Genomic DNA, 25,250 nt, shown 5'->3' with positions numbered 1-25,250 from the left:
GCGGCCAGTGCTGAAAACGCCCCTGGAGAGGTTCTGGCGGGGGTGTCCTTCGGGACATCTAGCCAAGACTCGGTGAATGGGGAATCTCCCGCTATACGAGAAGCGTTAGCGGGATGAGCGTCAAACGTCCAAGCTGGCCTATGATGGCTCTGGGGTGGTGCAGCGCCACCCGAACAACTATGCGCTGGCAAAATTTTCCTCTGGTAAACGCTATAATTATGACCTCAACGGTTCGTACAACATCGCGGCCAGAGGGATTTTTCAGCTCACTTGCCGAAAGGACAGTGAGGGGTATACGGGCAGAAGTACCCGATGCCCGCCTAGAAGCTCGGCTTGTCTGTGTGACCTGTGGACTTCTCAGGTTGGCATAGACACCATCACCTCGCGTCAGCGGGTGGTGTGAGCTTCATACTTTTTGCATGAAAAGGGGCGTCCTAGAGTATGACTAGGAGGTTTTAGCGTCAGAGTTTATTACCTATGAAATTATTCTCTTTAATCTTAATTAGCAGTGGCTTAGTCAGTAGTTTCACACTGCCTGCACGCGCTATTCCCGAACCTTACCCCCAAGTGGCCGTCAATAGTTTTATGGATACCTGCATCGAGCGGGGCCGGCGATCGGCACCCATTGTCCCCCGTTCAGTCATGAATAACATTTGCCAGTGTTCCATTAACTATATCCAACAGCGGGTGAGCTACACTGACTTTCAAACCCTTAATCCCAATGGTGGCCAACCCCAGTCTCCTCGCCAACAACAGGTACAGCGGGTTCTCGATGAAAGTGTGAACTACTGTGTGCGGCAGCAATTTGGCGGCTAGGCACTTTTTGATCGTCAGTAATGTCCTGCAAATTTAGCTTGCGATCGCCAACAGCCAAGGTAAGTCTTTGTGCTAGATTGGGCGTAGGCTAAAGAAGCGAAAATTCAGGACGAATCATATGGGAATCACACACCGCACGCTCGTTGTCAGTACGACAGTGGTCATGACGGCATTGGTTGCTGTCACTGGTGCGGGTCTCCACTGGTCGCGTAGCCTAGCGGGTTTTCGCCAAAGTCCTAAAGAACTTGTGGATGAAGTGTGGCAGGTCATTGACCGCGAATACGTTGATGCCACCTTCAACGGCAATGACTGGCGTGCCGTGCGGCGGGAATTTCTCTCGCGGAACTACACCAAACCAGAGGAAGCCTACAAAGCGGCGCGGGAAATGTTGGAGAAGCTTAATGATCCCTACACCCGCTTTATGGATCCAGAGCAGTTTCGCTCCATGCAAATTGAAACCTCTGGTGAACTCACAGGGGTAGGCATCACGATTACACAGGACGAAAAGACAAAAGAGATTACCGTGGTTTCTCCCATTGAAGGGAGTCCAGCCGCTGAGATGGGTCTAATGGCCAAGGATGTAATCCTGAAAATTGACGGTAAATCCACCAAGGGAATGGATCTTAACCAAGCAGTCAGCATGATCCGTGGTCCTGTGAATACAAAAGTGCGCCTGACAATCCAGCGGGGCAATCAGATTTTGAACTATGAGATCACCCGTGCCCGCATTGAAATTCATCCCGTTCGCTACAGCCTGCGCCAAACTCCCCAAGGCTCCGTCGGCTACATTCGCCTTGTCACTTTTAGCTCCAATGCAGCAGCAGAAATGCGGGCAGCCATTCGTGAGTTGGAGAAGCAAGGGGTTGAGGGCTATGTTCTGGACTTGCGCTCCAATCCGGGCGGCCTCCTTTTTGCCAGTGCTGAAATTGCCCGCATGTTTTTGCCGCAGGGCGATATTGTCTCTACGGTCAATCGCCAAGGGGAAGCGGAACGCTTACGCGCCGGTCGCGGCTTCTTGACCAATAAGCCCCTTGTAGTACTCATTGATGGGGGGTCGGCCAGTGCCAGCGAAATCCTTGCGGGCGCCCTACAGGATAATGGTCGTGCCGTGTTGGTGGGAACGCGCACCTTTGGGAAAGGCTTGGTGCAGTCTGTCCAGCCGGTGGGTGAAGGAGCAGGGATTGCGGTGACGATCGCCAAGTACTTTACCCCCAGTGGCCGTGATATTAACAAGAAGGGCATTGAACCGGACATTGAAGTCAAACTGACTGAGCAGCAGCGGGAGCGACTTACTCGTGATGACCTTGCCACCGATCGCGATCCTCAATTTACACGGGCGCTAACGGTTCTCAATGAGCGCATCCTAGCGGAGCGACGTAATACTCAATCAGCGCGACCCATCCGGACGACTAATCCTTAGGTTTAATATCACTATGGCCGACCACCGCCGACAAGCCCAGCGGGTATTGTTCTTGGCGCTAGGGGTCAATGTCACACTGACCGTTATTAAGGCCATTGTCGGCATTCTCAGTCAGTCCCTGAGTTTACAAGCCGATGCCCTACATAGTCTGACGGATGCGGGGAGTAGCATCTTGGGCTTGGTGGCCATGCAGTGGGCCAGTCCCCATCCCGATCGCGATCATCCCTACGGTCACCAAAAGTTTGAAGCCCTTGGTGCATTGGGAATTGCCGCTTTCTTGGGCATGGTTTGCTTTGAGATTTTGCAAAGCGCCGTTGAACGTCTGCTGCATCAAAGCAGTGCTATAACGATTACAGGGGTAGAACTGTGGATTGTGATTCTTGTCCTTGGCATGAATATCGGTCTCACCCTGTATGAGCACCATATGGGGTACAAGCTAAATAATTCTGTCCTCATTGCTGATGCCAAGCATACCCTAAGTGATGTTTGGACAACCATTATTGTCCTTTTGGGGTTGATTGGGGTGTGGACGTTCAACTGGGATTGGTTGGATGTGGTACTGGCCTTTCTCGTGGCTGCTCTGGTGTTTTGGAGTGCGTGGGACGTTCTCAAAAGCAACATTCCTTGGCTGGTGGATGAGGTGGCGATCGCTCCGGAAGCCATTCATGAGCTGGTGATGAGCGTGCCCGGTGTGGTGAATTGCCATGACATTAGCTCGCGGGGAATGGTGGGACGGCAAGTGTTTATTGAGATGCACTTGATTGTAGAGGCGGAGGATATTCCCACGGCTCATGACATTACCGAGCAAATTGAAACCCTGCTGCAAGACCGCTATGGGCCGGCTCGCGTTGTCATCCACGTCGAACCCCCTGACTACGAATCCAGTCAGATCAGCTTCTCGTAGGTGATTTTTGTTATTTTTTGAGCATCTGCGCAAAGTAACTGAGGAGTGACCCTGTGCTGTACGACTGCATCGTTGTTGGTTCAGGCCCTGCGGGCGGGGCGGCTGCCTATCACTTGGCCAAGGCAGGTCGGCAGGTGTTGGTTTTAGAAAAGGAAGCTCTGCCCCGCTACAAGCCCTGTGGGGGTGGGGTGTCGCCCCAAGTGCAGTCTTGGTTTGACTTTGACTTTAGCCCTGCGATCTCCCTGAAGCTGACGCGAATGGTCTGTACATGGCAGGGCGCAGAGCCTCAAGTGCTGGAACTTCCCCCCGACCAAGGGGTGTGGATGGTGCGCCGAGAGGTGTTTGATTATTTTCTGATTCAGCAAGCCCAGAAACAGGGGGCGCACGTCCAACCCCAAACGCCGGTGACCGGTCTCACCTGGGCGGGCAATTCTTGGCAAGTCCATACCCCCCAAGGGGACTTTACGGCCCGCTATCTCATCGGCTGTGACGGTGCCAAAGGCTCAACGGCCAAATGGCTCGGGTTAGCCCGCAAGCGACCGCGCTGGGGCGGTGCCCTAGAGGTAGAAGCCCGCCTAGGAAGTCACAATCTCCGGGCTGCTCACTTTGACTTTGGCAACGTGCGTAACGGCTATGCTTGGAACTTTCCTAAAGCAGATGGTTATTCCATCGGTGTTGGTGCCTTTATTGGCAATGAACCCCAAGACTTCAGGGGAATTTGCACCGAATATGCCCGCCACTTCAATGTCGATCTACAATCCCTGAAGCGCTACGGTCATCCTCTCCTGTGCTGGCAGGGGTATCACCCTCTGCACACCCAAAATGCCCTTTTGGCGGGGGAAGCGGCTGCCGTTGTTGATCCCTTTACGGGCGAAGGTATTCGTCCCTCTCTGTTGACGGGGATGCTGGCCGCTCAGGCAGTGGATCGAGCCTTAAGCGGTGACGGCAACGCCTTAGCGCAGTATTCTCGGCAAGTGCATCAGGAATGGGGGGTGGATATGGCTTGGGCGAGGCGGTTGGGGAGCCTCTTTTACCGCTTGCCAGAGTTCGCCTATGAGGTAGCCATTAAACGTCCCAGTGCCCTACAACGGATGGGGCAAATTCTCTGTGGTCAGTTGCGTTATCGCGATGCAGCAGCCAATGGCCTGAAATTGCTGGCGGCGGGATTAAGAGTACCCACAGTTTTCCGTTAATGCCGATAGGGGATCGACCGCTGGACGGCCTCCTATAATGTGAGTGCAGCCTAACTTAGGAAGACAAGTGGTGAGCAGTCCCATCGAGCAGCGCAAGGCCGAGCACCTCAAACTTTGTATTCACGGTGATGTCAGTCATCAAGAAATCACCACGGGTTTCGAGAAGTATCGCTTTCGCCATTGTGCCTTGCCCGAACTGGACTTTACTGAGATTGATCTGACGGTCGAGTTTCTTGGCTGGCGACTTGCCGCTCCCTTACTGATTTCCTCCATGACCGGTGGCACAGCCCAAGCGGGAGAAATTAATCGCCGTCTAGCACGGGTGGCGCAGCAAAAGGGAATTGCCATGGGCGTCGGTTCCCAACGGGTCTTGCTGGAACATCCCGAGGTGGCGACAACGTTTGCCATTCGTCAAGAGGCACCCACCATTCCCCTCTTGGCTAATCTTGGCGCGGTGCAGTTGAACTATGGCTGTGGCGTCAACGAGTGCCAGAAGATTATCGATCTCCTAGAGGCGAATGCCCTGATTTTGCATCTCAATCCCCTGCAAGAGGCGGTTCAAACGGGGGGCGATCGCAACTTCAAGGGGCTATTGACTAAAATTGGTGTTCTCTGCCGTGCCCTCCCCGTCCCAGTGATTGTGAAAGAAGTGGGCAATGGAATCAGTCCTGAGGTGGCCAAGCAACTGGTGGATGTTGGTGTGGCGGCCATTGATGTGGCGGGGGCAGGGGGCACCTCCTGGGCAAAAGTGGAAGCGGCACGTGCCCAAGATGCGCGGCAACAGTATCTCGGGAAGGCCTTTGCAGAATGGGGAATTCCTACCGCTCAGTGTCTTGAGCAAATTCATGCTGCCCTGCCCGATACGCCCTTGATAGCCTCCGGCGGACTGAAAAACGGCATTGATGTGGCAAAGGCGATCGCCCTTGGAGCAGGTCTTGGCGGGTTAGCGCGACCCTTTTTGCAAGCAGCCCATGAATCAGAGGAAGCCCTTGGCCAATGCATTGATTTTATCCTTGAGGAATTGAAAACCGCGCTGTTTTGTACCGGCAGCGCCACTCCCCAAGCTCTCTACCGGCGTCGTTGCCTCGAAAGAGGCTAACGCGGTTCCTCAAGGATGGTGCGCAACCAAGAGGGTGGGTCGGGAATTGGATTACCTAGCCGCTCCAACAATGTCCACGCCAAAATATGCACCACTAGGGCATAGACCGTGGACTGGAAAAAGACGAGTACTAGCGCCACCAATTGGACAACTGTTACCGTTGGCTCCAGCAGAAGATTGAGGTTGACAAGCACCCAATCAATAAAGTTCGTGACCTGCTGATTGAAGTAAATCCAGAGGTTTTCCCCGAGCAAAATGGACACAAGACTAATTTGAAAGAAAAATCCTGCGGTGCCAATCACTGCACCACTGAGGATGGAACGTCCCCAGCCCTCTTTTTTTGCCCAACAGCCGCCAAAAATGACCCCCATAATCCCATGGGGCAAGAGAAATTGCAGACTGCGGGGTGGCCCCATCAACACAGAAAGGAGCAATGCACTGACAATGGCTGCCATCCAAGCGGCACGGCAATTCCAGCGTAAATAGACTAAGGCAATGGGAATCGGAAAAAACAGGCGTAAGACTGGGCCAACGGGCAAATAAAAGTTAATCACCCACAGCAGAGCCGCCGTACTGGCAAGGAAGGCCGTTTCCGTAATGACAAGGGTGCGCTGAATTTGCGATCGCCCCAAGGCTTGGGACTGCTCAGGGGGCACAATCACTTCTACATCAGGAAAATCGTCCTCTAGGGAATCCGTCGGGTTCATTGATTGCAAATAACCTTTTTTCTACACTTTAGCAAGCTTTACTGCCAGCCCTCAAACTGGAGATAGCTCCCCAGAAAAATCCTTTGCTGAAAGTTAGAATCGAGGGTACGGTATCTTATCAAATTTGCATGTTAACCTATGTGTCGTCTTTATGCCTATATGGGGCGCAAAACGTCCCTTGCCCATGCCCTAGTGGATGCTCCCCATTCCCTATTGGTGCAAAGTTATCAACCCCGCGAAATGACGGCGGGATGCTTGAATGCAGATGGCTTTGGGGTAGGCTGGTATGCTCCGCAACAAGATGTGCCCCCGTTTCTGTATCGGCAAACGATGCCCATGTGGCATGATGTCAACTTTACCGAACATCTCAGCCGCTATATTGAATCTGCTTGCTTCTTGGCCAATGTTCGCAGTGCCACACCCGGTCAACCTGTGCAGATGACGAATACACAACCCTTTCGCTGGGGACGCTGGCTGGGGGTACACAACGGTTTTATTGATAACTTTCGCCAAACCCTCTACCGCCCTATGCGCGATCGCCTATCGGACATTTGTTACAACATTGTTGAAGGTTCCACCGATTCTGAGCATCTCTTTGCCCTCTTTTGCAATGAATTGGTCTTGAATCCGCAACTGTCACCCGTCATGGTTTTGCGCCAGACGCTGCAAATTGTCTTTTCCTTGGCGCAGGCCGCGCGTACCAGTGTCAGTGCTGCAATAATTCTCACCGACGGCATGTATATTCTGGCCACCCGCTGCTCCCGTGGAACACCTCCCCCCACCCTGTACTGGAGTCAGGACGCCGAAAAAATTCAGCTCACCTCAGAACCCATAGATTCTCAAACGCAGTGGTATCCTTTACCGGAAAATAAATTGCTGTTGATGAGTTTGCAGAGTGAACCAGAAATTTACACCTTCTGAGACCGCAGTGCCTTTCAATCCCTTTGACCGGAAAGCCCTTTGGCAAGCCTTTGAGCACCAGCGGGAATTTACGCTCCAGTTAGTTGCTCAGCTAAGCGAGGCTGTCCTCCGTGCTCAGCCTCATCCCCTCTATAGTCCCGTGGGGTGGCATTTGGGGCACATTGGCTACACAGAAGCCTTTTGGCTATTGCCTGAACGTTCAGATATCAGTGATCGCGATCGCTACTGGTATGCCGCCGATGGCCGACCTAAGGTGGAACGACAATACTTGCCGTCGCATTCTCAATTGCTTGCCTACTTAGCGGAGATTCATCACAGCACGGGCGATCGCCTCCACAGTCTCACCGACAAGCAGTGGCAACGGGAAATGCGGCTCTGGTGGTGGATTTTGCAGCATGAGGCCCAACACAGTGAAACCATCCAAATGGTACTGGCTATGCAGGGCATCTTCACTACATTCCCGCCTCACCTATCCTGCCAACAGAAACATCAGCGGATTTCCGCCGGTAGCTATTCTATTGGTAGCGAAGACCTCCTCGCCCTGGATAACGAGCAGCCAGTTCAGCGTGTCGAGTTGCTTCCCTTTACGATTGATGCAGCACCGGTAACGTGGCGGGAATTTCTCGCCTTTGTGGAGGCGGGTGGGTATCAGCGGCGGGAATGGTGGTCAAGCAGGGGTTGGGAATGGCGAGAAGCAGAAGAAATTACCTCACCGTTCTACCCCATCCCTGAGAACTTGGACTTGCCTATGTGGGGCCTCAGTTTCTACGAAGCCGAAGCCTACGGCAATTTCCAAGGCAAACGCCTCCCCACCGAACGAGAATGGGAAATTGCTGCCCAGCAGGGACTCCTGCACACAGGCTACGTTTGGGAGTGGACTCAGAGTCCCTTTGCCCCCTATCCGGGGTTCCAGAGCTATCCCTACCGTGGCTATTCTGCCCCCTACTTTGATGGCGAGCATTTTGTTCTCAAAGGGGGGAGTCACTGGACACGTCCCCTGCTCAAGCGACCCTCATTTCGTAATTGGTATAGCCGTACCACCCGTGAGGTGTTTGCCGGGGCACGCTACGTTCACCTAGAAAAGACTTCTCAATGAAGCCAGAGGGCACTTTTACGGCATTTTCTGCACTCTTGACAGCCTGGGAGGGCTAGGTTTGACGGAGGGTTGCCCACCCCCCGTATAGACAGGGGTCTAAGAATCTCGTTACAATTGGCAGCGTTCACCGTGAAAAGCAGCCTGTAGGGAAAATCCAGTGCAAATCTGGTGCTGTGCCGCAGCTGTGATGGGAAGTCTCCCTCAGCCAGAATGCCTACTTGCTGTGGTTCACTCTGTTTGCCTGCGTCGCACGGGCATGGAGTTTCAACGTGGTTGTGACCCTTAACGATTCTCTTCTCAGTCCCCTTAGTTTCAGTCTCGAGTTACCCCCTCTGACGCAACCGCGGCCGTTGTTAATGGTGGGCCATGGAACCCGCGATCCGGAAGGTCGCCAAGCTTTTCTCGATTTCGCCCAAGCCTATTATCAACTCGATCCCTGTCGGCCTGTTTTTCCCTGTTTTTTAGAGTTAACCCAACCCTCGATTTTTGAGGTTCTCGGTCGGTGTGCTGCCGCAGGGCATACGGAGTTGTCGGTGCTGCCGATTTTGCTCTTTGCTGCCCGCCACAATAAGTTTGATGTTACGAATGAGTTGGATCGGGCGCGGCGTGCTTTTCCCCAATTGCGCTATCACTATGGCCGCCACTATGGCATTGCCCCAGAAATTCTAACCCTCTGGCGATCGCGCCTTGAACTCTTGGACTCACCGGAATTTAATCCCCACGGGATTGGCCGCGAAGAAACGGTTCTCTTGGTCGTCGGACGCGGCTCCAGTGATCCCGATGCCAATGGCGATGTCTTTAAGCTCGCCCGCATGCTCTGGGAAGGCAGTGGCTACAAAACCGTGGAAGTGTGCTTCATTGGCATTACCCATCCCCGCTTACCAGAAGGGTTTATACGTGCCAATCTTCACCAGCCCCGCCGCGTCATTGTCCTGCCCCACTTCCTGTTTACCGGGGCACTGGTCAAGAAAATCTATACCCTCACCACCAAAGCCCAGGCCGCCTATCCTTGGGTTGAGTACGTCAACCTGCCGGAAATCGGCTTGCATCCGCAACTGTTCTATCTGACGCGGCAGCGGGAAATCGAAACCCATACGGGGCAGGTGGCCATGAACTGTGAAGTCTGCAAGTTCCGCTTGGTGGCAGGTCAGAGCCATCATCACCACCATCATCATGATCATGAGCACCCCTCCCACGGCCATGGGCACGGGGATCATTACCATCACCATGGATCAACGGTGGACTTGGATCACTTGCCCAGTTATCACCAGCGTATTTGGCAGGTTCCCTAGGCATTGCTCTGCGGCAAAGTGTTAGAGTTAAAATAATTTCCTAATCTCCACTCTTTTCATAGCTGCAGGGGGCTTGTCTATGCGCATTAAATATCCTCCCCAGACGGTTGATCGAGTGCTGATTTTTGATACCACCCTGCGGGACGGTGAGCAGTCGCCGGGTGCCTCACTGAATGTGGATGAAAAGCTCGCGATCGCCCGTCAACTGGTGCGGCTGGGGGTGGATATTATTGAAGCGGGCTTCCCCTTTGCGAGTCCCGGTGACTTTGAGGCCGTACAGCGGATTGCCGAAACGGTCGGTAGCAGTGAAACCTCCCCCGTGATCTGCGGTCTTGCTCGGGCTACCCGCCAAGATATTGAAGCTGCCGCAAAAGCCCTCAAACCCGCCTACTATCCCCGCATTCACACTTTCATTGCCACCTCGGATATTCACCTAGAGTACAAGCTGCGGAAAACCCGTGCTGAGGTACTGGAAATTGCCCCGGAAATGGTGGCCTATGCCAAGTCCTTTGTGGATGATGTGGAGTTCTCCCCTGAGGATGCCGGGCGAACCGATCCGGAGTTTCTCTATCAAGTTCTAGAGCGGGTGATTGATGCCGGAGCCACAACGGTGAACATTCCCGACACCGTCGGGTACACCACCCCCGCCGAGTTTGGTGCCCTGATCAAAGGCATTAAGGAAAATGTGCCTAATATTGATCGCGCCGTGATTTCCGTCCATGGTCACAATGATCTCGGCTTAGCCGTCGCCAACTTCTTGGAAGCGGTAAAAAATGGGGCACGGCAACTGGAGTGTACGATTAACGGCATCGGTGAGCGAGCCGGGAATGCCGCCCTTGAGGAACTGGTGATGGCTCTCTATGTGCGGCGGCAGTATTTCAACCCCTTCCTTGGCCGTCCGCCCGAATCGGAAGCGCCCTTGACGAATATCAATACCCGGGAAATTTACAAAACCTCCCGCTTGGTCTCGAACCTAACGGGGATGCTGATTCAACCCAACAAGGCGATCGTTGGTGCCAATGCCTTTGCCCACCAATCGGGGATTCACCAAGATGGCGTCCTCAAGCACAAGCAAACCTATGAAATCATGGACGCCCAACTCATTGGCCTAGCCGACAACCAAATTGTTTTGGGCAAGCTTTCCGGCCGCAATGCCTTTGCCACCCGCCTGCGGGAGTTGGGGTTTGAACTCAGTGAAACCGAACTCAATAAAGCCTTTTTGCGCTTTAAGGAACTGGCGGACAAGAAAAAAGAAATCACGGATCGCGATCTAGAGGCCATTGCCAAGGATGAAACTCAAGGGATTGATCTGCGCGGCTATCAACTGGAATTTGTCCAAGTCTCCTGTGGCGATCATGCTCGGCCGACGGCAACGGTTACCGTCCGTACCCCCAGCGGCGAAGAATTGACCGATGCAGCCATTGGTACAGGGCCGGTGGATGCCGTTTATCGCGCCATTAATCGGCTGGTGCAGATTCCCAACCGTCTTATTGAATACTCGGTGCAATCGGTTACCGCCGGCATTGATGCCATGGGTGAGGTGACGGTTCGGCTCCAGCATGAAGATCGCATCTATTCGGGTCATGCTGCCAACACCGATATCATTGTCGCTTCTGCCCATGCCTATATGAATGCCCTCAACCGCCTCTACCGCGGTCTTGAACAACGGGCACTCCATTCCCAAGCCTAGGTATGTCAGAGTCCACCGCTAAGCCCTTGGAAGCCAATGGGGTCTATTTATGCCCGGTCTGTCGCCACGGCCAAATTGCGCCGATGGTACTCATGGATACCTATGCCTGTAACTTTTGCCGCCATATTCTCACCTTAGATCTGGGGCATCAAACGGCGCGGCTGGAAGATAGCGCTATTCCATTTCGCTGGCAGTGGACCGGTACTCAGTGGCGATCGCTGAATACTCCCCCTGTGAGTCTCAGTTATACTGCCATTATTTTGGCGATTCTCTTAGTTACCCTACCGCCTGCCCTCATTTGGCTGGGCTATCGAATCTTTCCACCCCTCAGCAGTGATCCACGTGCCCATTGGTTTCCCCTCTTTTGGGTGGGGTTGACCTTCTTTGCCCACTTGGGGATAATTTTGCGGGTTTTTGCTGCTTTGTTGCCAACGCCTTACATTGGCTGGTTCTTTAACGGGCGAATGCCTAGGCAGACTTGGCGATCCCAGCGTATGCCCTAAGAGGCCACAACAGCCGGCAGCGCCTTCGGCACGACCAAGGCGTGGCGATCTTGCCACCGCGCCCCGTTCACCACAATTCCCATTACCTTGTGCTTGAACCCCAAATCGTATTCCTGCAATGCTTGGGCAAAAGTCTTTTGCTGCGTTCTCCCAAGGCAAACCACAAACACCGTGTGGCCGACAGCGGCGATGACCTGAGCCGTTTCTGCACTCTGAACCATGGGCGGCGTATCCAGAAGGATGAGATCAAAAACCTCCTGAGCTGCCGCTAAAAATCTTGACCACAGAGGTGAACTCAGTAAAGCCGCGGGATTCTGCCGGGGCTGACCGGCGGTGAGTACCCAAAGGGTTTGACCATCGTTGTGCAGTAGTGCAGACCAATTGGGGAGGGGGACGCTACCGCTAAGAAGCTCGGCTAAACCGGCGGTGTTCGCAATGCCAAAAACCTCGTGCAATCCCGGCCGCCGCAAGTGGGTATCCACCAGTAACACCTTCTTGCCAACCGTGGCAGCCGCAAGACCAAGGTAGGCAGTAATGGTGCTTCGCCCTTCTTGTGCTTGCGCAGAAGTCACCGCCACTGTGGATGCCCTCGCCAATCGGTCTAAATGGCTCAACAGAAAGTAAAAGCTTTCCCTAAAAGCTGGTGTAGCCTCGGCAAGGTGATCCTCTAGTCGCCAAAGGGTCAGGGGCGTTTCTATGCGTGCAAAGGTGTACTGATCAAACTCACGCGCCAAAGGGATTTGAGCAATGATCGGCAAAGAGGTTCGTTGCTGAACCTGATCGACCGTCAAAAAACGAGTGTCGAGGAAGTCCCACAGCAGTGCCACAAGGATTCCTGAGGTCGTTCCTAAAATCAGAGCAATTAGAAGAGCCATTGGCAGCCGCATCATCGGCTCATACCGCTCCGGATCGTCAATGTCCGAGAGCACCCGCCAAGTAAAATCCTGCTGAGCAATTTGGAGTTGCAAAGACTGCCGAGTCTGCAACAAGAGCTGGAGAGACTCCTGAGTGATTGCCAGGCGTTGCTCAATTTTGCGATAGGGATTGGCCAAGCGCGTCAAGCGCTCTAACTGTGCGCGGGTTGCGGTAATCTGGCGGCTCAACTCTGCGTCTAATCGTTGCAGAGACTCCAATTCAACCTTTGTATCCAGATACTTACCGAGCAGACCGTCAGGGTAGGCAGTTAATCCTTCAGGATTGGCCACTTGGCTTTTAGCGGCAACCCGCTGAGCCTCTTTCTTGAGCTTTGAGAGTAACAAACGCCTTTCTTCCTCAAGCCGTTGCACAGGCGGTGAGTTGGGAGCCAGAAGGCTTAACTCGGTTGCCAGCTCCTTTTCGGTGCTCATTAAACCGTCTAATAAGCCACTATAGCTATCTGAACTACTCAACCTTGAGGCAACAAATGCCTGATCGGGATTTAATTTGAGTTGGCTGTTAATGGAGTCAAAGGTTTGCCGCAAAGCGGCTAATTTTGAATCGTTTTTACTCTTTTCTCCAATCAACTCGGCGAATTGTTCACGGTATAGGTCAGCATCCGTAGCAATTCCCTTAACGATAGTTTGAGGAACGGCATCCGGTCTTAAAACTTGATGAGTCCGACGAAATGCGCTGAGCTGATCTTCTAATTCTTCAATCTGAGCAAGGCCTTTTCTAATTTCCTGATTCACATAACGCAAATTCTCTTCTATTTGCCGTTGTTTTTCTTTTTCATTAAATTCAATTATTTTTGAGGCAATTAAATTCAAAAGCAATTTGAGTTCCTCTTTAGTTTTTGCGAAAACTTTAATTTCGATAACTTTGGAGCTTTGCGCTCCGAGAAAAGATTTATTCCCTTTACTACTTTGCCCAATTTGAATACTATTACGAAATGATGGGTAACTATACTTACTGGCATCTATACTCCCCTCTTGTACCAATTCTTGATATATCGGCTTCAGAACAAAGTCACTGCTTAGAATTTGTGTCAGCGTTAACACATCCCCTGTAGTCTCCCCAGAAAGCAAAGGAAGGGAGAGAAAACGTTCGCTTACTCCGCGAGTGGCGTCAGGAAGCGACACCGCCTTTGCTCCCAGGGGTCGGATCGGCTCAACTTGTATAGTAAAAGTGTGTTGGTAACTTCTCTGAAAGGCGTAAGAGTAGCCGATGTAGGTCAAGGCAAGGGTACAACCAACAGTAGCCGCAATCTTCCAGCGTCTCTTGAGGACTGCTAAGAGTTCACCAATAGTTATCCTCTCGGCTGTGACGGGTTGCAGGAGGCTATCTCTGATCTGCCTTTCATTGTTTGCAGAGAGGGTCAATGTATTGTTTGGGTAAGCCTCATTGTTTTGCATTGGCCTTCACCTTAGTTTTAGATTTACAGTTTAATTTGATAAAACTCGCAATACCAGTCCACAAAGCGGCGTACTCCCACCTCAACCGGTGTGGTTGGTTCGTAGCCTGTGTCGGCGCGCAGCGCTTCCACATCAGCATAGGTATCGGGGACATCGCCGGGCTGAAGGGGCAACAGATTCAGCGTTGCTTTTTTGCCTAAATAGGTTTCCAAGAGTTCAATATAGCGCAGTAATTCCACCGGCCGATGGGCGCCGATGTTGTAAAGACGCCAAGGGGCTAGACTGGTACTGGGGTCGGGGTTCTCAGGATTCCAATGAGGGTTGGCAGTTGCCGGGTGATCCAGTACCTTAACAACGCCCTCCACAATGTCGTCAATATAGGTAAAGTCCCGCTGATGCCGACCATAGTTGAAAACAGGTAAGGGGTCATTGTTGAGGATGGCTTTTGTGAACTTAAACAATGCCATATCCGGTCGTCCCCAAGGCCCATAGACGGTAAAGAAGCGCAGCCCGGTGGTGGGTAAATTGTAAAGGTAACTGTAGGTATGGGCCATGAGTTCATTGGCTTTTTTCGTGGCAGCGTACAGGCTCAAGGGATGATTGGCACTATCTTGGACAGAAAAAGGGAGTTTTCGATTTGCGCCATAGACACTAGAGGTACTGGCATAGACAAGATGTTCGATTTGGTGGTGACGGCAGGCCTCTAAGATATGAGCAAACCCCACAATGTTACTGTCAATGTAGGCAAGGGGATTTTCTAAAGAATAGCGTACGCCCGCTTGGGCAGCCAGATGAACCACCCGTCGTGGCAAAAAGTCTGCAAACAGTTGGCTGACGGATTCTCGGTGAATGAGATCCACATGACAAAAGGTGAACTGACCTGACTTGGCAAAACCAGCAAGCCGCTCAAGGCGAGCTTTTTTCAGATTGACATCGTAGTAGGGGTTAAGATTGTCGAGACCGATCACGCGATCGCCCCGTTCAAGCAACCGCAGTGCTACCGCATTGCCGATAAATCCGGCCGCGCCTGTCACCAGAATTGTCATTTTGTCCACCGTGCTATAGACGACCATCAACTGCTTCCTTGGGCAAAACCCACTTCACATCATAAAGAACCCCCGGCTCTTTCAAAAGCTGCCGTATACCGGTAGTACCCATCTCTTGAAATTGGCGATGGGCCACGGCAATAATCACGCCATCCCAATGCCGGGGTTGCAGCTCATCAATGAGCTTAATTCCGTACTCTCTTTCTGCTTGTTGGTGCTCAACCCAAGGATCATAGACATCTACCTGAAAACCATAGCTTTGTAGCTCATTGACAATATCAATGACGCGGGTATTGCGCAAATCCGGGCAATTTTCTTTGAACGATAAACCCATCACTAAAATGCGGGCATGGGGAAGACGAATTCCTTTCTGAATAAGCAGCTTGAGAAACTGCGAAGCAACGTAAAAGCCCATCCTATCATTAATGCGCCGACCTGCTAAGATCAGTTCCGGATGGTGGTTGTAGGCAATGGACTTGTACGTCAGATAGTAGGGATCAACCCCAATGCAATGACCCCCCACCAAACCGGGTCGAAACGGCAAAAAGTTCCACTTAGTTCCGGCAGCATTCAAGACTTCTTGGGTATCAATCCCCAGCAGTTTAAAAATGATGGACAGCTCATTCATAAGAGCAATGTTAATATCTCGCTGAATATTCTCGATAACCTTTGCAGCCTCAGCAACCCGAATCGAGCTTGCCTTATAGGTTCCTGCCGGAATGATGGAAGCGTACAATTGATCTACCAAGTCTGCTATTTGTGGTGTTGAACCGGAAGTGACCTTACAAATGGTTGTTAAACGATGCTCTGGGTCGCCCGGATTAACTCGCTCCGGACTATAGCCGACAAAGAAGTCGCGGTTAAATGTCAGCCCCGAGCCACGCTCTAGAATTGGAACGCAAATCTCCTCGGTAACCCCCGGATAGACGGTGGATTCGTAAATCACAACTGCTGGGGGAGATAAAACTTGTGCCACACTGGCAGAAGCCTTCTTTAGGGGTTCCAAATTGGGAGTCTTGTGGGCATCAACAGGTGTGGGAACCGCCACAATGAAAACGTTGTAATTCTTCAAATCGCTCAAGCAATTTGTGAGCTGAAGGTGCAAGGCACTCTTTAAGTCTGCTGGCGAGACTTCACCTGTTCTATCTTGCCCTGCTTGGAGTTCGGTAATGCGTTCTAGGTTAGTATCATAACCAATGGTGGGATAGCGTTTTCCAAACTCAACCGCCAACGGTAGGCCAACGTAACCAAGACCAAGGACGGCGATTTTTAAGTTATCCAAAGAAAGGAAATTCATGTTCATACTAATTCGGATTTCAGACTAACATAACCTGAGCTAAGGTTCTTTATATTATGTTATACTATGCCTTCACTGAAGAGCTGAAGGTACTGAGCATTAATTTTCTTGACATCAAATAGTTCAACTGCCATTTGATAACTATTGAAGCCCATCTTCTCAATCAAGTCGGGATGATCAATAAACTGTTTCATTGCCGTAACCAGCGCATTGATATTTCTAGGTGGAATCAAGAGACCATTATAACCTTCCCTGACTGTTTCACGGCAGCCGGGGACATCAGTAGTGATAATGGGGCGTCCCATAGCCATTGCCTCTTGAATACTGCGTGGAACTCCCTCGCGATAAAAAGAAGGCAATACAAAAACACTGGTTTGAGCCAGATACTCCTTAACATTAACGAAACCCAGCCAATCCACAACTCCTGATTGAGTATATTGTTCTATATCCTTCTCAGAAAGCGCCCCCGGATTTTTATCAAGTCCGCCTAATAACCAGAATCGTACATCGGGATAACATTGTTTGAGATAAGCCGCAGCTGCGCAGAACTCTAAAATGCCTTTTTCCTTGAGTAACCGAGCCGCCAAGGTAAAGGTCAAGGGGCTGAGATGGGGCGGGTGATAAAGCCATTCTTGCAGATTGACACCTGTGCCTTGAATCACCTGCACCTTTTTCTGGTCTAGGCCACAGAGATGAGTTAGTTCTTGACAGTCATCTTGATTTTGGAAAATGATCTTGTTAGCCAGCGGTAGGGCAATTCTGTACAGATTCACTAAAATCGGCTTTAAAAACTTTGCCTTTTGATTTCCTGATGTAAACACATAGCCCAAGCCTGTAAATAAAACAACACGGTATCTGATGGCTGTCAGTCTTGAAGCCAGTAGTCCCCAAACAATCGGCTTTGCAGTGATTGCCAATAGAATGGTGGGATTAATTTGGCAAAGCAGCTTTTTCAGCGAAGTTAAAGATCTGAGTTCATTGAGTGGATGAATACCGTCTCGTTCTAGGTAAAACTCATAGCATTTTGCACCTATAGAACTTAAAATTGAAAGTTCCGCTTCTTCAAAGGTAGGGCATAGACAGAAGACATCAAAATTATTTTTGATCAAACTAATAATTAATTCCTTCCTAAAGTTAAGGAGCATTTTAGCGTCATTAAAAATAATAGCAATGGATTTCTGTGGGCAAGCATGATGCGTCATCAGTACAACCTCAATAGGCTAAATAAATGGGTACATTCGATAGGGAAGCCAAGCAAAAGCATGATCGGCAAACTTGAGCCAAACTAAAAGAACCGCAAAGCTATAGGCGATTAAGATCAGCCGCCAAAAGTGAACTGCTCTAGGAGCTTGGGAGAGGAAAAGGTAGGGGAAATTTCCTAAAACATAGACCTGAATGGGGATTAAGTAAAGGCTAAGGCGATCGGCAGCCGTTGTTGAACCGCTTAAAAGCAGTAGAAAAGATAGAATAGAAAGCCAAGCTAGCGCCAAGTAGATTTTGGGAGTGTATGTAAAAAAATTCCGACCAGCATAATACTCTAGCAAGAAAGCAATTGCCGGTAGTAGATTCATGAGCAGCCTAATCAAGGCTCCTGAGGAGGACAGCTGGGATTCAAGGTAGCCATAGGAAAAAGTCTCCAGCAATGAATTTGCAACTAAAATGAACGGAATAAGGAAAGCAGTTGCAGCAGCAGCATAGATCACCTTTCCGGCTTCAAGTAACTGCAAGATAAATATCACTGAAGGGAAGATGAGCAAAACAGCCGCAGTTTTGTGAAAGAGAGCGGCCAGAAAGACAAAGAAAATGAATTGCCTAATCTTTCCTTTAGCAAGAGCAGGAAGAGCCAGCATTTCAATGCCAATGACGGCTGATTGGCGGGTGTAACCCATTGCGACTACCGTTGTCAGATAGGGAAAGGCGATCGCCAGACCCAAATAACGATCCTTAAGTGTATTGCAAAATGAAAACAGCCCTACGGCATAGATGATTGCTACCGCCGTATTGACAAAGTAAATCTCTTGACCGAGAGCAGCAGCTGTCTTATTGATAATCTGATAGCCAAAATCTGTGACTAGTCCTTCTAAACCTATCCAAGGAGCCGTTTTTGAGTTTTCAAAAATATACAAGTAGCTTTCCCAGTCGGCTCCAACCTCAAACCTTAAACCAATGAAGAGGATAGAGAGGACAAAAAGGACACCATAGTACGCTCTCGGAACTTGAATGAGTGCCGCTAGAGCTGTTAGGAAAAACATTAAAAGATAGGGGAGCATTTCTCCAAGCCAGATTGGTGAAGAATTCAACTAAAGTATACCCGTAAGTTTGCGGATTACTAACATCAGTCTATGGGATGGATTGTCAAACGTTACTTTATCTATCGGAGCGGCGGGATTTGAACCCACGACCCCCACTACCCCAAAGTGGTGCGCTACCAAGCTGCGCTACGCCCCGTCAAGCCTTACCAGTATAACATGAGTTCGGAAAATATCCTAGCTGCTGCCGGAAATCTTTCCCAACCATTTCAAGAGATAGGCATTTACCTGCTCAGGTGCTTCGTCTTGGGGGCAATGGCCTACCCCTAGTAAGGCGACAAACGCCTGCACACAGGGAAATTGAGCCAGTTTCTGACCTTCCTCAATCGGCTCCCAAGGGTCGGCGGCTCCCCAAAGGAAATAGGTGGGACAGGTGATCTGCGGTAGCAGGTCTTCAGGGAGAGGACCTTGGGAGTAGCGAACAAAGGCCAAAAAGACATCGGCAGCTCCTCTGTCTAGGGCAGGGGTCAGCAAGATCTCGACCAGTTCATCGGTGACGGCGGCCGTGTTGCCATAGGCTTGGTGGAGAATGCGGCGCACAGTACGCGGTTGGGCAATCTGGCGGAAAAAGTAGGTGCCAAGGGTGCGATTCCCCAAAAGTTGCTGGAGCAGCCTCGTTCCCCAACGGCGGTACCAAGGGAGTTGCTGTCGCTTGCGCTCGTGGAGCTGACGCAAAGAGCAGTTGAGTAAGATGAGTTGACTCACCCACGCAGGCCGCAAAGCGGCAGCCTGTAAGGCCACCACGCAGCCAATGGAGTTGCCAATGAGAACCGTGGGCTGACCGATGACTTCCCGGCAAAAGTCTAAAACCAAGGTTGCCCAAGTCTCAAAGGTGTAAGGGATGACTGAGGGAGGGGGTTTAGCAGAGCCACCAAAGCCAAGTAGATCAATGGCATAGGCTCGATGGTGCACAGCGAGGGCAGGAATGTTTTTGCGCCAATGCAAGCTGGAGGCACCAAAGCCGTGAATGAGGAGCAGGGGAATGCCCTGCGTCCCTTGATGCCGATAGAGAATTGGGTAGCTTTGCCAATGCCACGTTTGCGAGGGGAGAGAGCAAGTCATTTAGTCGGCTTGCAGAAACTGACGGTAGCGATCGCTCAACTCTTGGACGGCGCGTTCATAAAATTGCCGTCCATGCTCAGGGGTGGCCAAACTGGAATCTGCCCCCATCCGACCATCGGGGTAGCGGCGGCAAAAATCGGCGGCACTGTAGATGGCATGGTCAGTGTTGACTTCGGGATTAAGGGGCACGCGCTTAATAGCCTCTGGATAGAGAAATTGAGTCACCGCCACTTCACTGGGGGTGGCATGGGAACCCTCGCGATCGCCATACAAGTCTCGTGCCAGCTCAATGACAGAGCGACACATAAACCAATTGGCCAATTCACAGCGTACCTGATCCACTTCGGGAATGGGTAGATCCGCCAATACCCCATAGGTTTCAGCAAAGGCCGCCTTGACGGTGGCAATATTCCCGCCATGGCCATTAATGAAGAAGAAGCGCTGAAAGCCGGCGCGCACCAAGCTCACCAAATAGTCGCGAATGACGAGAATCAACGTACTGGGACGCAAACTAATGGTGCCGGGGAAAGCCGTGTGGTGGAGAGCCATGCCCACAGAAATTGTCGGAGCCACAAGGGCATGAGCGGCTTCTCCGACCCCTTTGGCGATCGCCTCGGCACAGAGGGCATCCGTACCAATTAGACCCATAGGGCCATGCTGCTCCGTGGAGCCAATGGGAACGATAATCCCCTTTGACGTGTTGAGATAGGCTTCGACTTCCGGCCAAGTGGCCAAGTGCAGTAGAGGCATGAATCTCTCCTGAAATTCCTAAATCGCATCCTCAAAAACGATGCGGGTATTCCGCCATGCCCAAAGGCCGGCGATCGCCACCAACATGCCCATGCCCACCAAGACCACCGTGAGGCCCAAGAAGTCCGACAGAATCCCCGCGATCGCCAAGGGCACACTGAGGGCAATATTGACAATGTTATTTTGAAAGCCAAAGACCTTGCCCCGCATTGCCGCCGGCGTGCGAATCTGAATCAGTGTCTGCATGGGAATGCCAATCAAAGATGCCCCCATCCCCAGCAAAATACTCAAGCCCAGACCCACCCACAGATGATGTACAAACGCAAAGACCAGTAGGACGGCTGCCATTACCAAAAAGCCAATCAAAGGCAGGGGTCGATGATGTAATTTTTCCCCCCATTGCCCCAGAATGCCTGCCCCTAAAATCAACCCCAGCCCTGCAGCGGCCAAGAGAAAGCCAAACTGATTGGGACGCAGCCCAATTTCTTGGGCTAAACTCACTGCCAACACCGTCAAGGCGGCAAAAACACAATAGAGGATGGTCAACTGGAGCATGGCATTGCCTAAGAGGGGATTCTTACGGACATAGTGAAACCCCTCCTGTAGATCTTGCCAAACATTCAGTTGGCTATCGTGCTCATGAACCGCTTCTCGGTAGCGAATCGAGGCTAAAACTAACCCCGCCATGACATACAGCACACTGACAACAACCTCACGGGCATAGACACCGCCGATGGTCACTGCGCCACTCAGCAATGGCTCGCCAATGGCAAACCCCACCACCAGTGACCCCATCATTGTGGTGATAAAGAGGGCATTGGCCGAGAGGAGATTTTCTTCCTTTACCAGCAGGGGAATGGCTGCCTGTTCTGCCGGTGCAAAGAACTGCGTCAGGATAGATTCCGAAAAGGCAATCACAAGCAGCAGTGTAAACTGCTTCGGAATAAAGATGAGGGCAAAGACCAATAGCCCCCGCAGAATATTGGTGATGCTCATTAGCTCCCGCTTGGGGTAGCGATCCACAAACGTGCCTGCCGTTGAACCAAAGAAGACCGCCGGTAGCGTATTGGCAATCATCACCGCCGAGGCCTTAGAGCCGGGAAGTTCATAGCCGGCATCGTAGGAGACTGCCAGTGTAATCAGCAGCACTAAAAAAATTTTGTCGGCCAGTTGGGAGATGATTTGACCGCCCCATAACTTGAGAAAATTCTTGTTCTGCATCAGAGCAGCAAACCCTTCTGGACGGGGCTTGGAACCAGAACTTACCATTGCTGTTGCTCACTGACCATGAACACAGGTTTCCTCATCGTTACCCAAGAGGGGGCGGGTAGTCTGAATCCAATATACCGCCATAACCCTGTATGCGTTTGCCCTATCTCTGCATCCTTGTTAGCGTAATCTAGATTGATAGAAGAAGTAAGTGGGGAATACTAGGGGGGCGATCGCTTACTATCAAGAGATTTTGCGCCGCGATCCCCAAGATCAACTGTCGTGGGCATGTCTTGCCTTTCTCCAAGGGCTGTAACTCTTTAATCTAGGCTAACTTGGAGAGCCTACATCGTTGATATGGCAGGGGGCGATCGCCAGCCCGACGACGGAACTGGGGCAGACACGTTACCCCAGACTTGGCTAGAACTTGGCTTCCCAACCAACCACCAAAATAATGCAGCATTTATGAAAGCGTTAAAAATAAATAGAGACTTTAGCCTCAGCCTAGAATGAACTTATACACCCCTAGACTGTATCCATGAGTGAACCCGTCACCCAATCTCAGTTAGCAGAGGTCTTCGAGAGGCCATGCAGTCGCAATTGGCAGAACTGACCCTTGAGGTGAAAGTGGGTCAGGCGGAAATTCGTGAGAAAAGTTCCAGACTCTGGAAGCTAAGTTTGCAGAGAAACTGAACTCAATGGAAGCAAAGTTTGACGAGAAATTTAACACCATAGAAGCCAAAATCGAGGCGGTGCGCTTGGAAGTGCAAACTAACCGTGAGCAGTTAGTGAACTTGGGAAAGCGTCAAGGTTCAACGGAAAATCGCCTTTGGGCACTATTGGTGGCACTCTTTTTGATGGTAGCGGGGCTGTTGGCCAAAATTACGCTGTTTGACCGAGGCTACTAAAACAATTGGTCAAAAAAAGAGGGCTGAAGGGAAAGCCTCAACCCAACCCTCTTCAGTAAGTCTCAGTGGAATCTAAACGGTTGCCAGTTCGGCTTGACGCCGGAAGCTGAGCCGTTCGTTGTCCCCCACATCCACCAGAATTGTATCGCCATCGAAGAAGTCGCCCCGCAGAATGGCTTTGGCAATGGGGGTTTCCAATTGTTTCTGAATGGCACGTTTCAGTGGACGGGCACCATAGACGGGGTCGTAACCCACTTCGGCCAAAAAGTCGATTGCCTTCTCGGTGAGGGACAAGGTGATCTGGCGATCGCTGAGGCGGTCTTGTAACCGCTGCACCTGCAATTGGACAATTTGCCGCAATTGATCCTTACGCAGGCTGTGGAAGATGATGAATTCATCCACGCGGTTGAGGAACTCCGGTCGGAAGTGAGCACGCATCGCCTCCATGACACGGTTATACATTTCTGTGTAGCGACTGTCATCGCCGGCCACATCGAGAATGTACTGGGAGCCAATGTTGCTGGTCATAATGATGATCGTGTTCTTGAAGTCCACCGTGCGCCCCTGGGAATCGGTGACGCGACCATCATCGAGAATTTGCAGGAAGATATTGAAGACATCGGGATGGGCTTTCTCGATCTCATCGAAGAGAACCACAGCATAGGGACGGCGACGGACGGCTTCTGTGAGTTGACCGCCTTCGTCATAGCCCACATAACCGGGGGGCGCTCCAATCAGACGTGAGACGGCGTGTTTCTCCATATACTCGGACATGTCAATCCGCACCATCGCCTCTTCGGTATCGAACATGAAGGCGGCCAAGGCTTTGGCCAATTCCGTTTTACCGACACCCGTAGGGCCAAGGAAGATAAAGCTGGCAATGGGACGATTGGGATCCGCTAGGCCTGCGCGAGAGCGCTGAATGGCTTCTGCCACGGCCGTTACGGCCTCATCCTGACCCACCACCCGCTTGTGCAGCTCTTCCTCAAGGTGCAGCAGTTTTTCTGCTTCGGAGGCGACCAATTTGGTGACGGGGATGCCGGTCCACTTCGAGATGATTTCGGCGATGTCGGCCTCGGTCACTTCCTCCCGCAAGAGGGAGCGACCCCCCACCTGAATTTCCTTGAGTTGGACCTCGGTTTGTTCAAGCCGCTTTTGCAGCTCGATGAGTTTGCCGTACTTGAGTTCGGCGGCACGGTTGAGGTCGTAGTTGCGCTCCGCCTGCTGGATCTCGATGTTGACTTTCTCGATGTCCTCCTTGATGGCTTGCAGGCGGTCAATGACTTCTTTTTCCGCTTGCCACTGGGCATTGAGGCCGCTTTGCTCCTCTTTGAGATCGGCTAACTCTTTTTCGAGTTTCTCTAGGCGATCGCGGGAAGCTACCGAGGTTTCTTTTTGTAGGGAAAGCCGCTCCATCTCCAGCTGCAGGATCTTGCGGTCAATCTCATCCAATTCCTCCGGCTTCGAGGTGATTTCCATTTTTAATTTGGCCGCCGCTTCATCCACAAGGTCAATGGCTTTATCCGGCAAGAAGCGATCGCTAATGTAACGGTTCGAGAGGGTGGCTGCCGCCACCAAGGCTGTATCGGAAATTTTCACGCCGTGGTGGATCTCATAGCGTTCCTTGAGACCCCGCAAAATCGAGATCGTGTCTTCCACACTGGGCTGATCCACATAGACCTGCTGGAAGCGCCGCTCTAGAGCCGCATCTTTTTCAATGTATTTGCGGTATTCGTCCAAGGTCGTGGCACCAATACAGCGCAGTTCTCCCCGTGCCAGCATGGGTTTGAGCAGGTTGCCGGCATCCATGGCCCCTTGGGTTGCCCCGGCACCCACCACCGTGTGGATTTCATCAATAAACAGAATGATTTGGCCGTTGGAGTCCGTCACTTCCTTGAGCACCGCTTTGAGGCGCTCTTCAAACTCACCGCGATACTTGGCACCGGCAATGAGCGCCCCCATGTCTAGGGCAATCAACTGGCGATCGCGCAGGGAATCGGGCACATCTCCTGCCACAATCCGCTGGGCCAAGCCTTCGGCAATGGCGGTTTTACCGACGCCGGGTTCCCCAATGAGCACGGGGTTATTCTTTGTGCGCCGCGAGAGAATCTGAATCACACGGCGAATTTCATCATCGCGGCCAATGACGGGATCCAGTTTCCCTTGACGAGCCAGCAAGGTTAAGTCACGGCCGTATTTTTCCAGTGCTGCATACTTGCCTTCTGGGTTTTGATCGGTCACCTTTTGGGAGCCGCGAATTTGCTGAATCGCTTCCCGCAGCACTTTTTCGCTGAGACCAATGTCCTGAAAGAGTTTCTTGCCAAAGCGATCGTCGTGGGCAAAGGCCAGTACCAGGTGCTCAACCGAGATAAACTCATCGCCAAACTGTTTGCGTGCCTCTTCGGCGCGATCCAGCAGCTTGTCAAGGCTCTGTCCAAGATAAACCCCACTGGGATTACTGATTTTCGGCTGGCGCTGAATAAACTCATCGGTGAGATCCCGAATTCGCTGCACCGAACAGCCGGCTTTCTGGAAAATTTGTGTCGCCAGACCCTCTTGTTCTAACAGCGATTTCATCAGGTGTTCACTTTCGAGATTCTGATGCTGTGCCTGCTTGGCCAGATCCGGTGTGCGGGCGATCGCTGCCCATGCTTTTTCCGTAAATTGATTTGGATTGGATGGTTGCATAGCCGACCCT

Annotated in this window: 21 protein-coding genes, 1 tRNA gene and 1 riboswitch; of the genes, 11 read left to right on the top strand and 11 right to left on the bottom strand. The window is 51.6% G+C overall.

All coding sequences use genetic code 11. The annotated features are described in order from the left end of the window. The first annotated feature begins 477 nt into the window (after positions 1 to 477). The 5 genes from ACK4IR_RS05860 (at position 478) to fni (ending at position 5,432) form a co-directional block, all read left to right on the top strand. The gene (locus tag ACK4IR_RS05860) at positions 478 to 816 is read left to right on the top strand and encodes a hypothetical protein (protein ID WP_409873314.1); all 339 of its coding nucleotides are present in this window, start codon (positions 478 to 480) and stop codon (positions 814 to 816) included. A 118-nt stretch (positions 817 to 934) separates the two neighbouring features. After that, positions 935 to 2,236, top strand: a complete 1,302-nt coding sequence (gene ctpC, locus ACK4IR_RS05855; RefSeq protein WP_409873313.1) for a carboxyl-terminal processing protease CtpC — start codon at positions 935 to 937, stop codon at positions 2,234 to 2,236. A 13-nt stretch (positions 2,237 to 2,249) separates the two neighbouring features. Next, on the top strand, positions 2,250 to 3,140 hold the full coding sequence (locus tag ACK4IR_RS05850; RefSeq protein ID WP_409873312.1) for a cation diffusion facilitator family transporter: 891 nt from the start codon (positions 2,250 to 2,252) through the stop codon (positions 3,138 to 3,140). A gap of 56 nt (positions 3,141 to 3,196) precedes the next feature. Continuing rightward, positions 3,197 to 4,333, top strand: coding sequence for a geranylgeranyl reductase family protein (locus tag ACK4IR_RS05845; RefSeq protein WP_409873321.1), 1,137 nt, complete (start codon positions 3,197 to 3,199; stop codon positions 4,331 to 4,333). A gap of 70 nt (positions 4,334 to 4,403) precedes the next feature. Beyond that, the gene (gene fni / locus ACK4IR_RS05840; protein WP_409873319.1) at positions 4,404 to 5,432 is read left to right on the top strand and encodes a type 2 isopentenyl-diphosphate Delta-isomerase; all 1,029 of its coding nucleotides are present in this window, start codon (positions 4,404 to 4,406) and stop codon (positions 5,430 to 5,432) included. On the opposite strand, the gene ACK4IR_RS05835 is transcribed toward fni, so the two are convergent. Beyond that, positions 5,429 to 6,139 carry a DUF2232 domain-containing protein gene (locus ACK4IR_RS05835; RefSeq protein WP_409873310.1) on the bottom strand — a complete coding sequence of 237 codons (711 nt, stop codon included), beginning with the start codon at positions 6,137 to 6,139 and terminating at the stop codon, positions 5,429 to 5,431. The genes fni and ACK4IR_RS05835 overlap by 4 nt on opposite strands. Before the next feature lie 138 nt (positions 6,140 to 6,277). Here ACK4IR_RS05835 and egtC point away from each other — a divergent pair, with 138 nt between their 5' ends. From egtC to ACK4IR_RS05810, 5 genes are all read left to right on the top strand, one after another. Continuing rightward, on the top strand, positions 6,278 to 7,060 hold the full coding sequence (egtC, locus tag ACK4IR_RS05830; protein ID WP_409873309.1) for an ergothioneine biosynthesis protein EgtC: 783 nt from the start codon (positions 6,278 to 6,280) through the stop codon (positions 7,058 to 7,060). Next, positions 7,035 to 8,156, top strand: a complete 1,122-nt coding sequence (locus ACK4IR_RS05825) for an SUMF1/EgtB/PvdO family nonheme iron enzyme (RefSeq protein ID WP_409873307.1) — start codon at positions 7,035 to 7,037, stop codon at positions 8,154 to 8,156. The genes egtC and ACK4IR_RS05825 overlap by 26 nt, the downstream gene beginning before the upstream one ends. Positions 8,157 to 8,251: 95 nt before the next feature. Next, a riboswitch (cobalamin riboswitch) is annotated at positions 8,252 to 8,393 on the top strand. 32 nt (positions 8,394 to 8,425) lie between these two features. Beyond that, positions 8,426 to 9,448, top strand: a complete 1,023-nt coding sequence (locus ACK4IR_RS05820; protein ID WP_409873306.1) for a sirohydrochlorin chelatase — start codon at positions 8,426 to 8,428, stop codon at positions 9,446 to 9,448. Positions 9,449 to 9,527: 79 nt separating this feature from the next. After that, positions 9,528 to 11,138, top strand: a complete 1,611-nt coding sequence (locus ACK4IR_RS05815) for a 2-isopropylmalate synthase (RefSeq protein ID WP_409873304.1) — start codon at positions 9,528 to 9,530, stop codon at positions 11,136 to 11,138. Positions 11,139 to 11,140: 2 nt separating this feature from the next. After that, the gene (locus tag ACK4IR_RS05810; protein ID WP_409873303.1) at positions 11,141 to 11,641 is read left to right on the top strand and encodes a hypothetical protein; all 501 of its coding nucleotides are present in this window, start codon (positions 11,141 to 11,143) and stop codon (positions 11,639 to 11,641) included. On the opposite strand, the gene ACK4IR_RS05805 is transcribed toward ACK4IR_RS05810, so the two are convergent. The 9 genes from ACK4IR_RS05805 to ACK4IR_RS05765 all read right to left on the bottom strand — a co-directional run bounded on the left by ACK4IR_RS05805 (position 11,638) and on the right by ACK4IR_RS05765 (position 21,704). Next, complete coding sequence (locus ACK4IR_RS05805; protein ID WP_409873302.1) at positions 11,638 to 13,971, bottom strand: GumC family protein; 2,334 nt, start codon at positions 13,969 to 13,971, stop codon at positions 11,638 to 11,640. The two genes, ACK4IR_RS05810 and ACK4IR_RS05805, sit on opposite strands and share 4 nt — an antisense overlap. A 23-nt stretch (positions 13,972 to 13,994) precedes the next feature. Beyond that, entirely contained in the window at positions 13,995 to 15,017 is a 1,023-nt protein-coding gene (locus ACK4IR_RS05800; protein ID WP_409873317.1) for an NAD-dependent epimerase, read from the bottom strand. Between the two features lie 13 nt (positions 15,018 to 15,030). Continuing rightward, positions 15,031 to 16,320 carry a nucleotide sugar dehydrogenase gene (locus tag ACK4IR_RS05795; protein WP_409873301.1) on the bottom strand — a complete coding sequence of 430 codons (1,290 nt, stop codon included), beginning with the start codon at positions 16,318 to 16,320 and terminating at the stop codon, positions 15,031 to 15,033. Positions 16,321 to 16,373: 53 nt separating this feature from the next. Further along, complete coding sequence (locus ACK4IR_RS05790; protein ID WP_409873299.1) at positions 16,374 to 17,516, bottom strand: glycosyltransferase family 4 protein; 1,143 nt, start codon at positions 17,514 to 17,516, stop codon at positions 16,374 to 16,376. An 18-nt stretch (positions 17,517 to 17,534) separates the two neighbouring features. Continuing rightward, complete coding sequence (locus ACK4IR_RS05785) at positions 17,535 to 18,614, bottom strand: EpsG family protein (protein ID WP_409873297.1); 1,080 nt, start codon at positions 18,612 to 18,614, stop codon at positions 17,535 to 17,537. Positions 18,615 to 18,688: 74 nt separating this feature from the next. After that, a tRNA-Pro gene (locus tag ACK4IR_RS05780) sits at positions 18,689 to 18,762 on the bottom strand. A gap of 38 nt (positions 18,763 to 18,800) precedes the next feature. Continuing rightward, positions 18,801 to 19,685 (bottom strand): alpha/beta fold hydrolase, encoded by an 885-nt coding sequence (locus ACK4IR_RS05775; protein ID WP_409873295.1) that lies wholly within the window; start codon positions 19,683 to 19,685, stop codon positions 18,801 to 18,803. Then, positions 19,686 to 20,435 (bottom strand): creatininase family protein, encoded by a 750-nt coding sequence (locus ACK4IR_RS05770; protein WP_409873294.1) that lies wholly within the window; start codon positions 20,433 to 20,435, stop codon positions 19,686 to 19,688. 18 nt (positions 20,436 to 20,453) lie between these two features. After that, positions 20,454 to 21,704: an MFS transporter gene (locus ACK4IR_RS05765; RefSeq protein ID WP_409873292.1), complete on the bottom strand. Its 1,251-nt coding sequence runs from the start codon at positions 21,702 to 21,704 to the stop codon at positions 20,454 to 20,456. A gap of 638 nt (positions 21,705 to 22,342) precedes the next feature. On the opposite strand from ACK4IR_RS05765, the gene ACK4IR_RS05760 reads away from it, so the two are divergent. Beyond that, complete coding sequence (locus tag ACK4IR_RS05760) at positions 22,343 to 22,552, top strand: hypothetical protein (RefSeq protein ID WP_409873290.1); 210 nt, start codon at positions 22,343 to 22,345, stop codon at positions 22,550 to 22,552. Between the two features lie 72 nt (positions 22,553 to 22,624). Here ACK4IR_RS05760 and clpB read toward each other — a convergent pair whose 3' ends face one another. Further along, positions 22,625 to 25,240 carry an ATP-dependent chaperone ClpB gene (gene clpB, locus ACK4IR_RS05755; RefSeq protein WP_409873288.1) on the bottom strand — a complete coding sequence of 872 codons (2,616 nt, stop codon included), beginning with the start codon at positions 25,238 to 25,240 and terminating at the stop codon, positions 22,625 to 22,627. Positions 25,241 to 25,250 lie beyond the last annotated feature (10 nt).

This window comes from Thermosynechococcus sp. (assembly GCF_046299635.1).
GTDB lineage: Bacteria > Cyanobacteriota > Cyanobacteriia > Thermosynechococcales > Thermosynechococcaceae > Thermosynechococcus.
This window is presented reverse-complemented; position numbering and strand designations above follow the sequence as displayed.

Bases quoted from the DNA above. Each gene is read 5' to 3' on its own strand.
- ACK4IR_RS05860 (WP_409873314.1), top strand. From the start codon at position 478: ATGAAATTATTCTCTTTAATCTTAATTAGCAGTGGCTTAGTCAGTAGT.
- ctpC (WP_409873313.1), top strand. From the start codon at position 935: ATGGGAATCACACACCGCACGCTCGTTGTCAGTACGACAGTGGTCATG.
- ACK4IR_RS05850 (WP_409873312.1), top strand. From the start codon at position 2,250: ATGGCCGACCACCGCCGACAAGCCCAGCGGGTATTGTTCTTGGCGCTA.
- ACK4IR_RS05835 (WP_409873310.1), bottom strand. From the start codon at position 6,139: ATGAACCCGACGGATTCCCTAGAGGACGATTTTCCTGATGTAGAAGTG.
- egtC (WP_409873309.1), top strand. From the start codon at position 6,278: ATGTGTCGTCTTTATGCCTATATGGGGCGCAAAACGTCCCTTGCCCAT.
- ACK4IR_RS05815 (WP_409873304.1), top strand. From the start codon at position 9,528: ATGCGCATTAAATATCCTCCCCAGACGGTTGATCGAGTGCTGATTTTT.
- ACK4IR_RS05810 (WP_409873303.1), top strand. From the start codon at position 11,141: ATGTCAGAGTCCACCGCTAAGCCCTTGGAAGCCAATGGGGTCTATTTA.
- ACK4IR_RS05805 (WP_409873302.1), bottom strand. From the start codon at position 13,971: ATGCAAAACAATGAGGCTTACCCAAACAATACATTGACCCTCTCTGCA.
- ACK4IR_RS05800 (WP_409873317.1), bottom strand. From the start codon at position 15,017: ATGACAATTCTGGTGACAGGCGCGGCCGGATTTATCGGCAATGCGGTA.
- ACK4IR_RS05795 (WP_409873301.1), bottom strand. From the start codon at position 16,320: ATGAACATGAATTTCCTTTCTTTGGATAACTTAAAAATCGCCGTCCTT.
- ACK4IR_RS05790 (WP_409873299.1), bottom strand. From the start codon at position 17,516: ATGACGCATCATGCTTGCCCACAGAAATCCATTGCTATTATTTTTAAT.
- ACK4IR_RS05775 (WP_409873295.1), bottom strand. From the start codon at position 19,685: ATGACTTGCTCTCTCCCCTCGCAAACGTGGCATTGGCAAAGCTACCCA.
- ACK4IR_RS05770 (WP_409873294.1), bottom strand. From the start codon at position 20,435: ATGCCTCTACTGCACTTGGCCACTTGGCCGGAAGTCGAAGCCTATCTC.
- ACK4IR_RS05765 (WP_409873292.1), bottom strand. From the start codon at position 21,704: ATGGTAAGTTCTGGTTCCAAGCCCCGTCCAGAAGGGTTTGCTGCTCTG.
- ACK4IR_RS05760 (WP_409873290.1), top strand. From the start codon at position 22,343: ATGGAAGCAAAGTTTGACGAGAAATTTAACACCATAGAAGCCAAAATC.
- clpB (WP_409873288.1), bottom strand. From the start codon at position 25,240: ATGCAACCATCCAATCCAAATCAATTTACGGAAAAAGCATGGGCAGCG.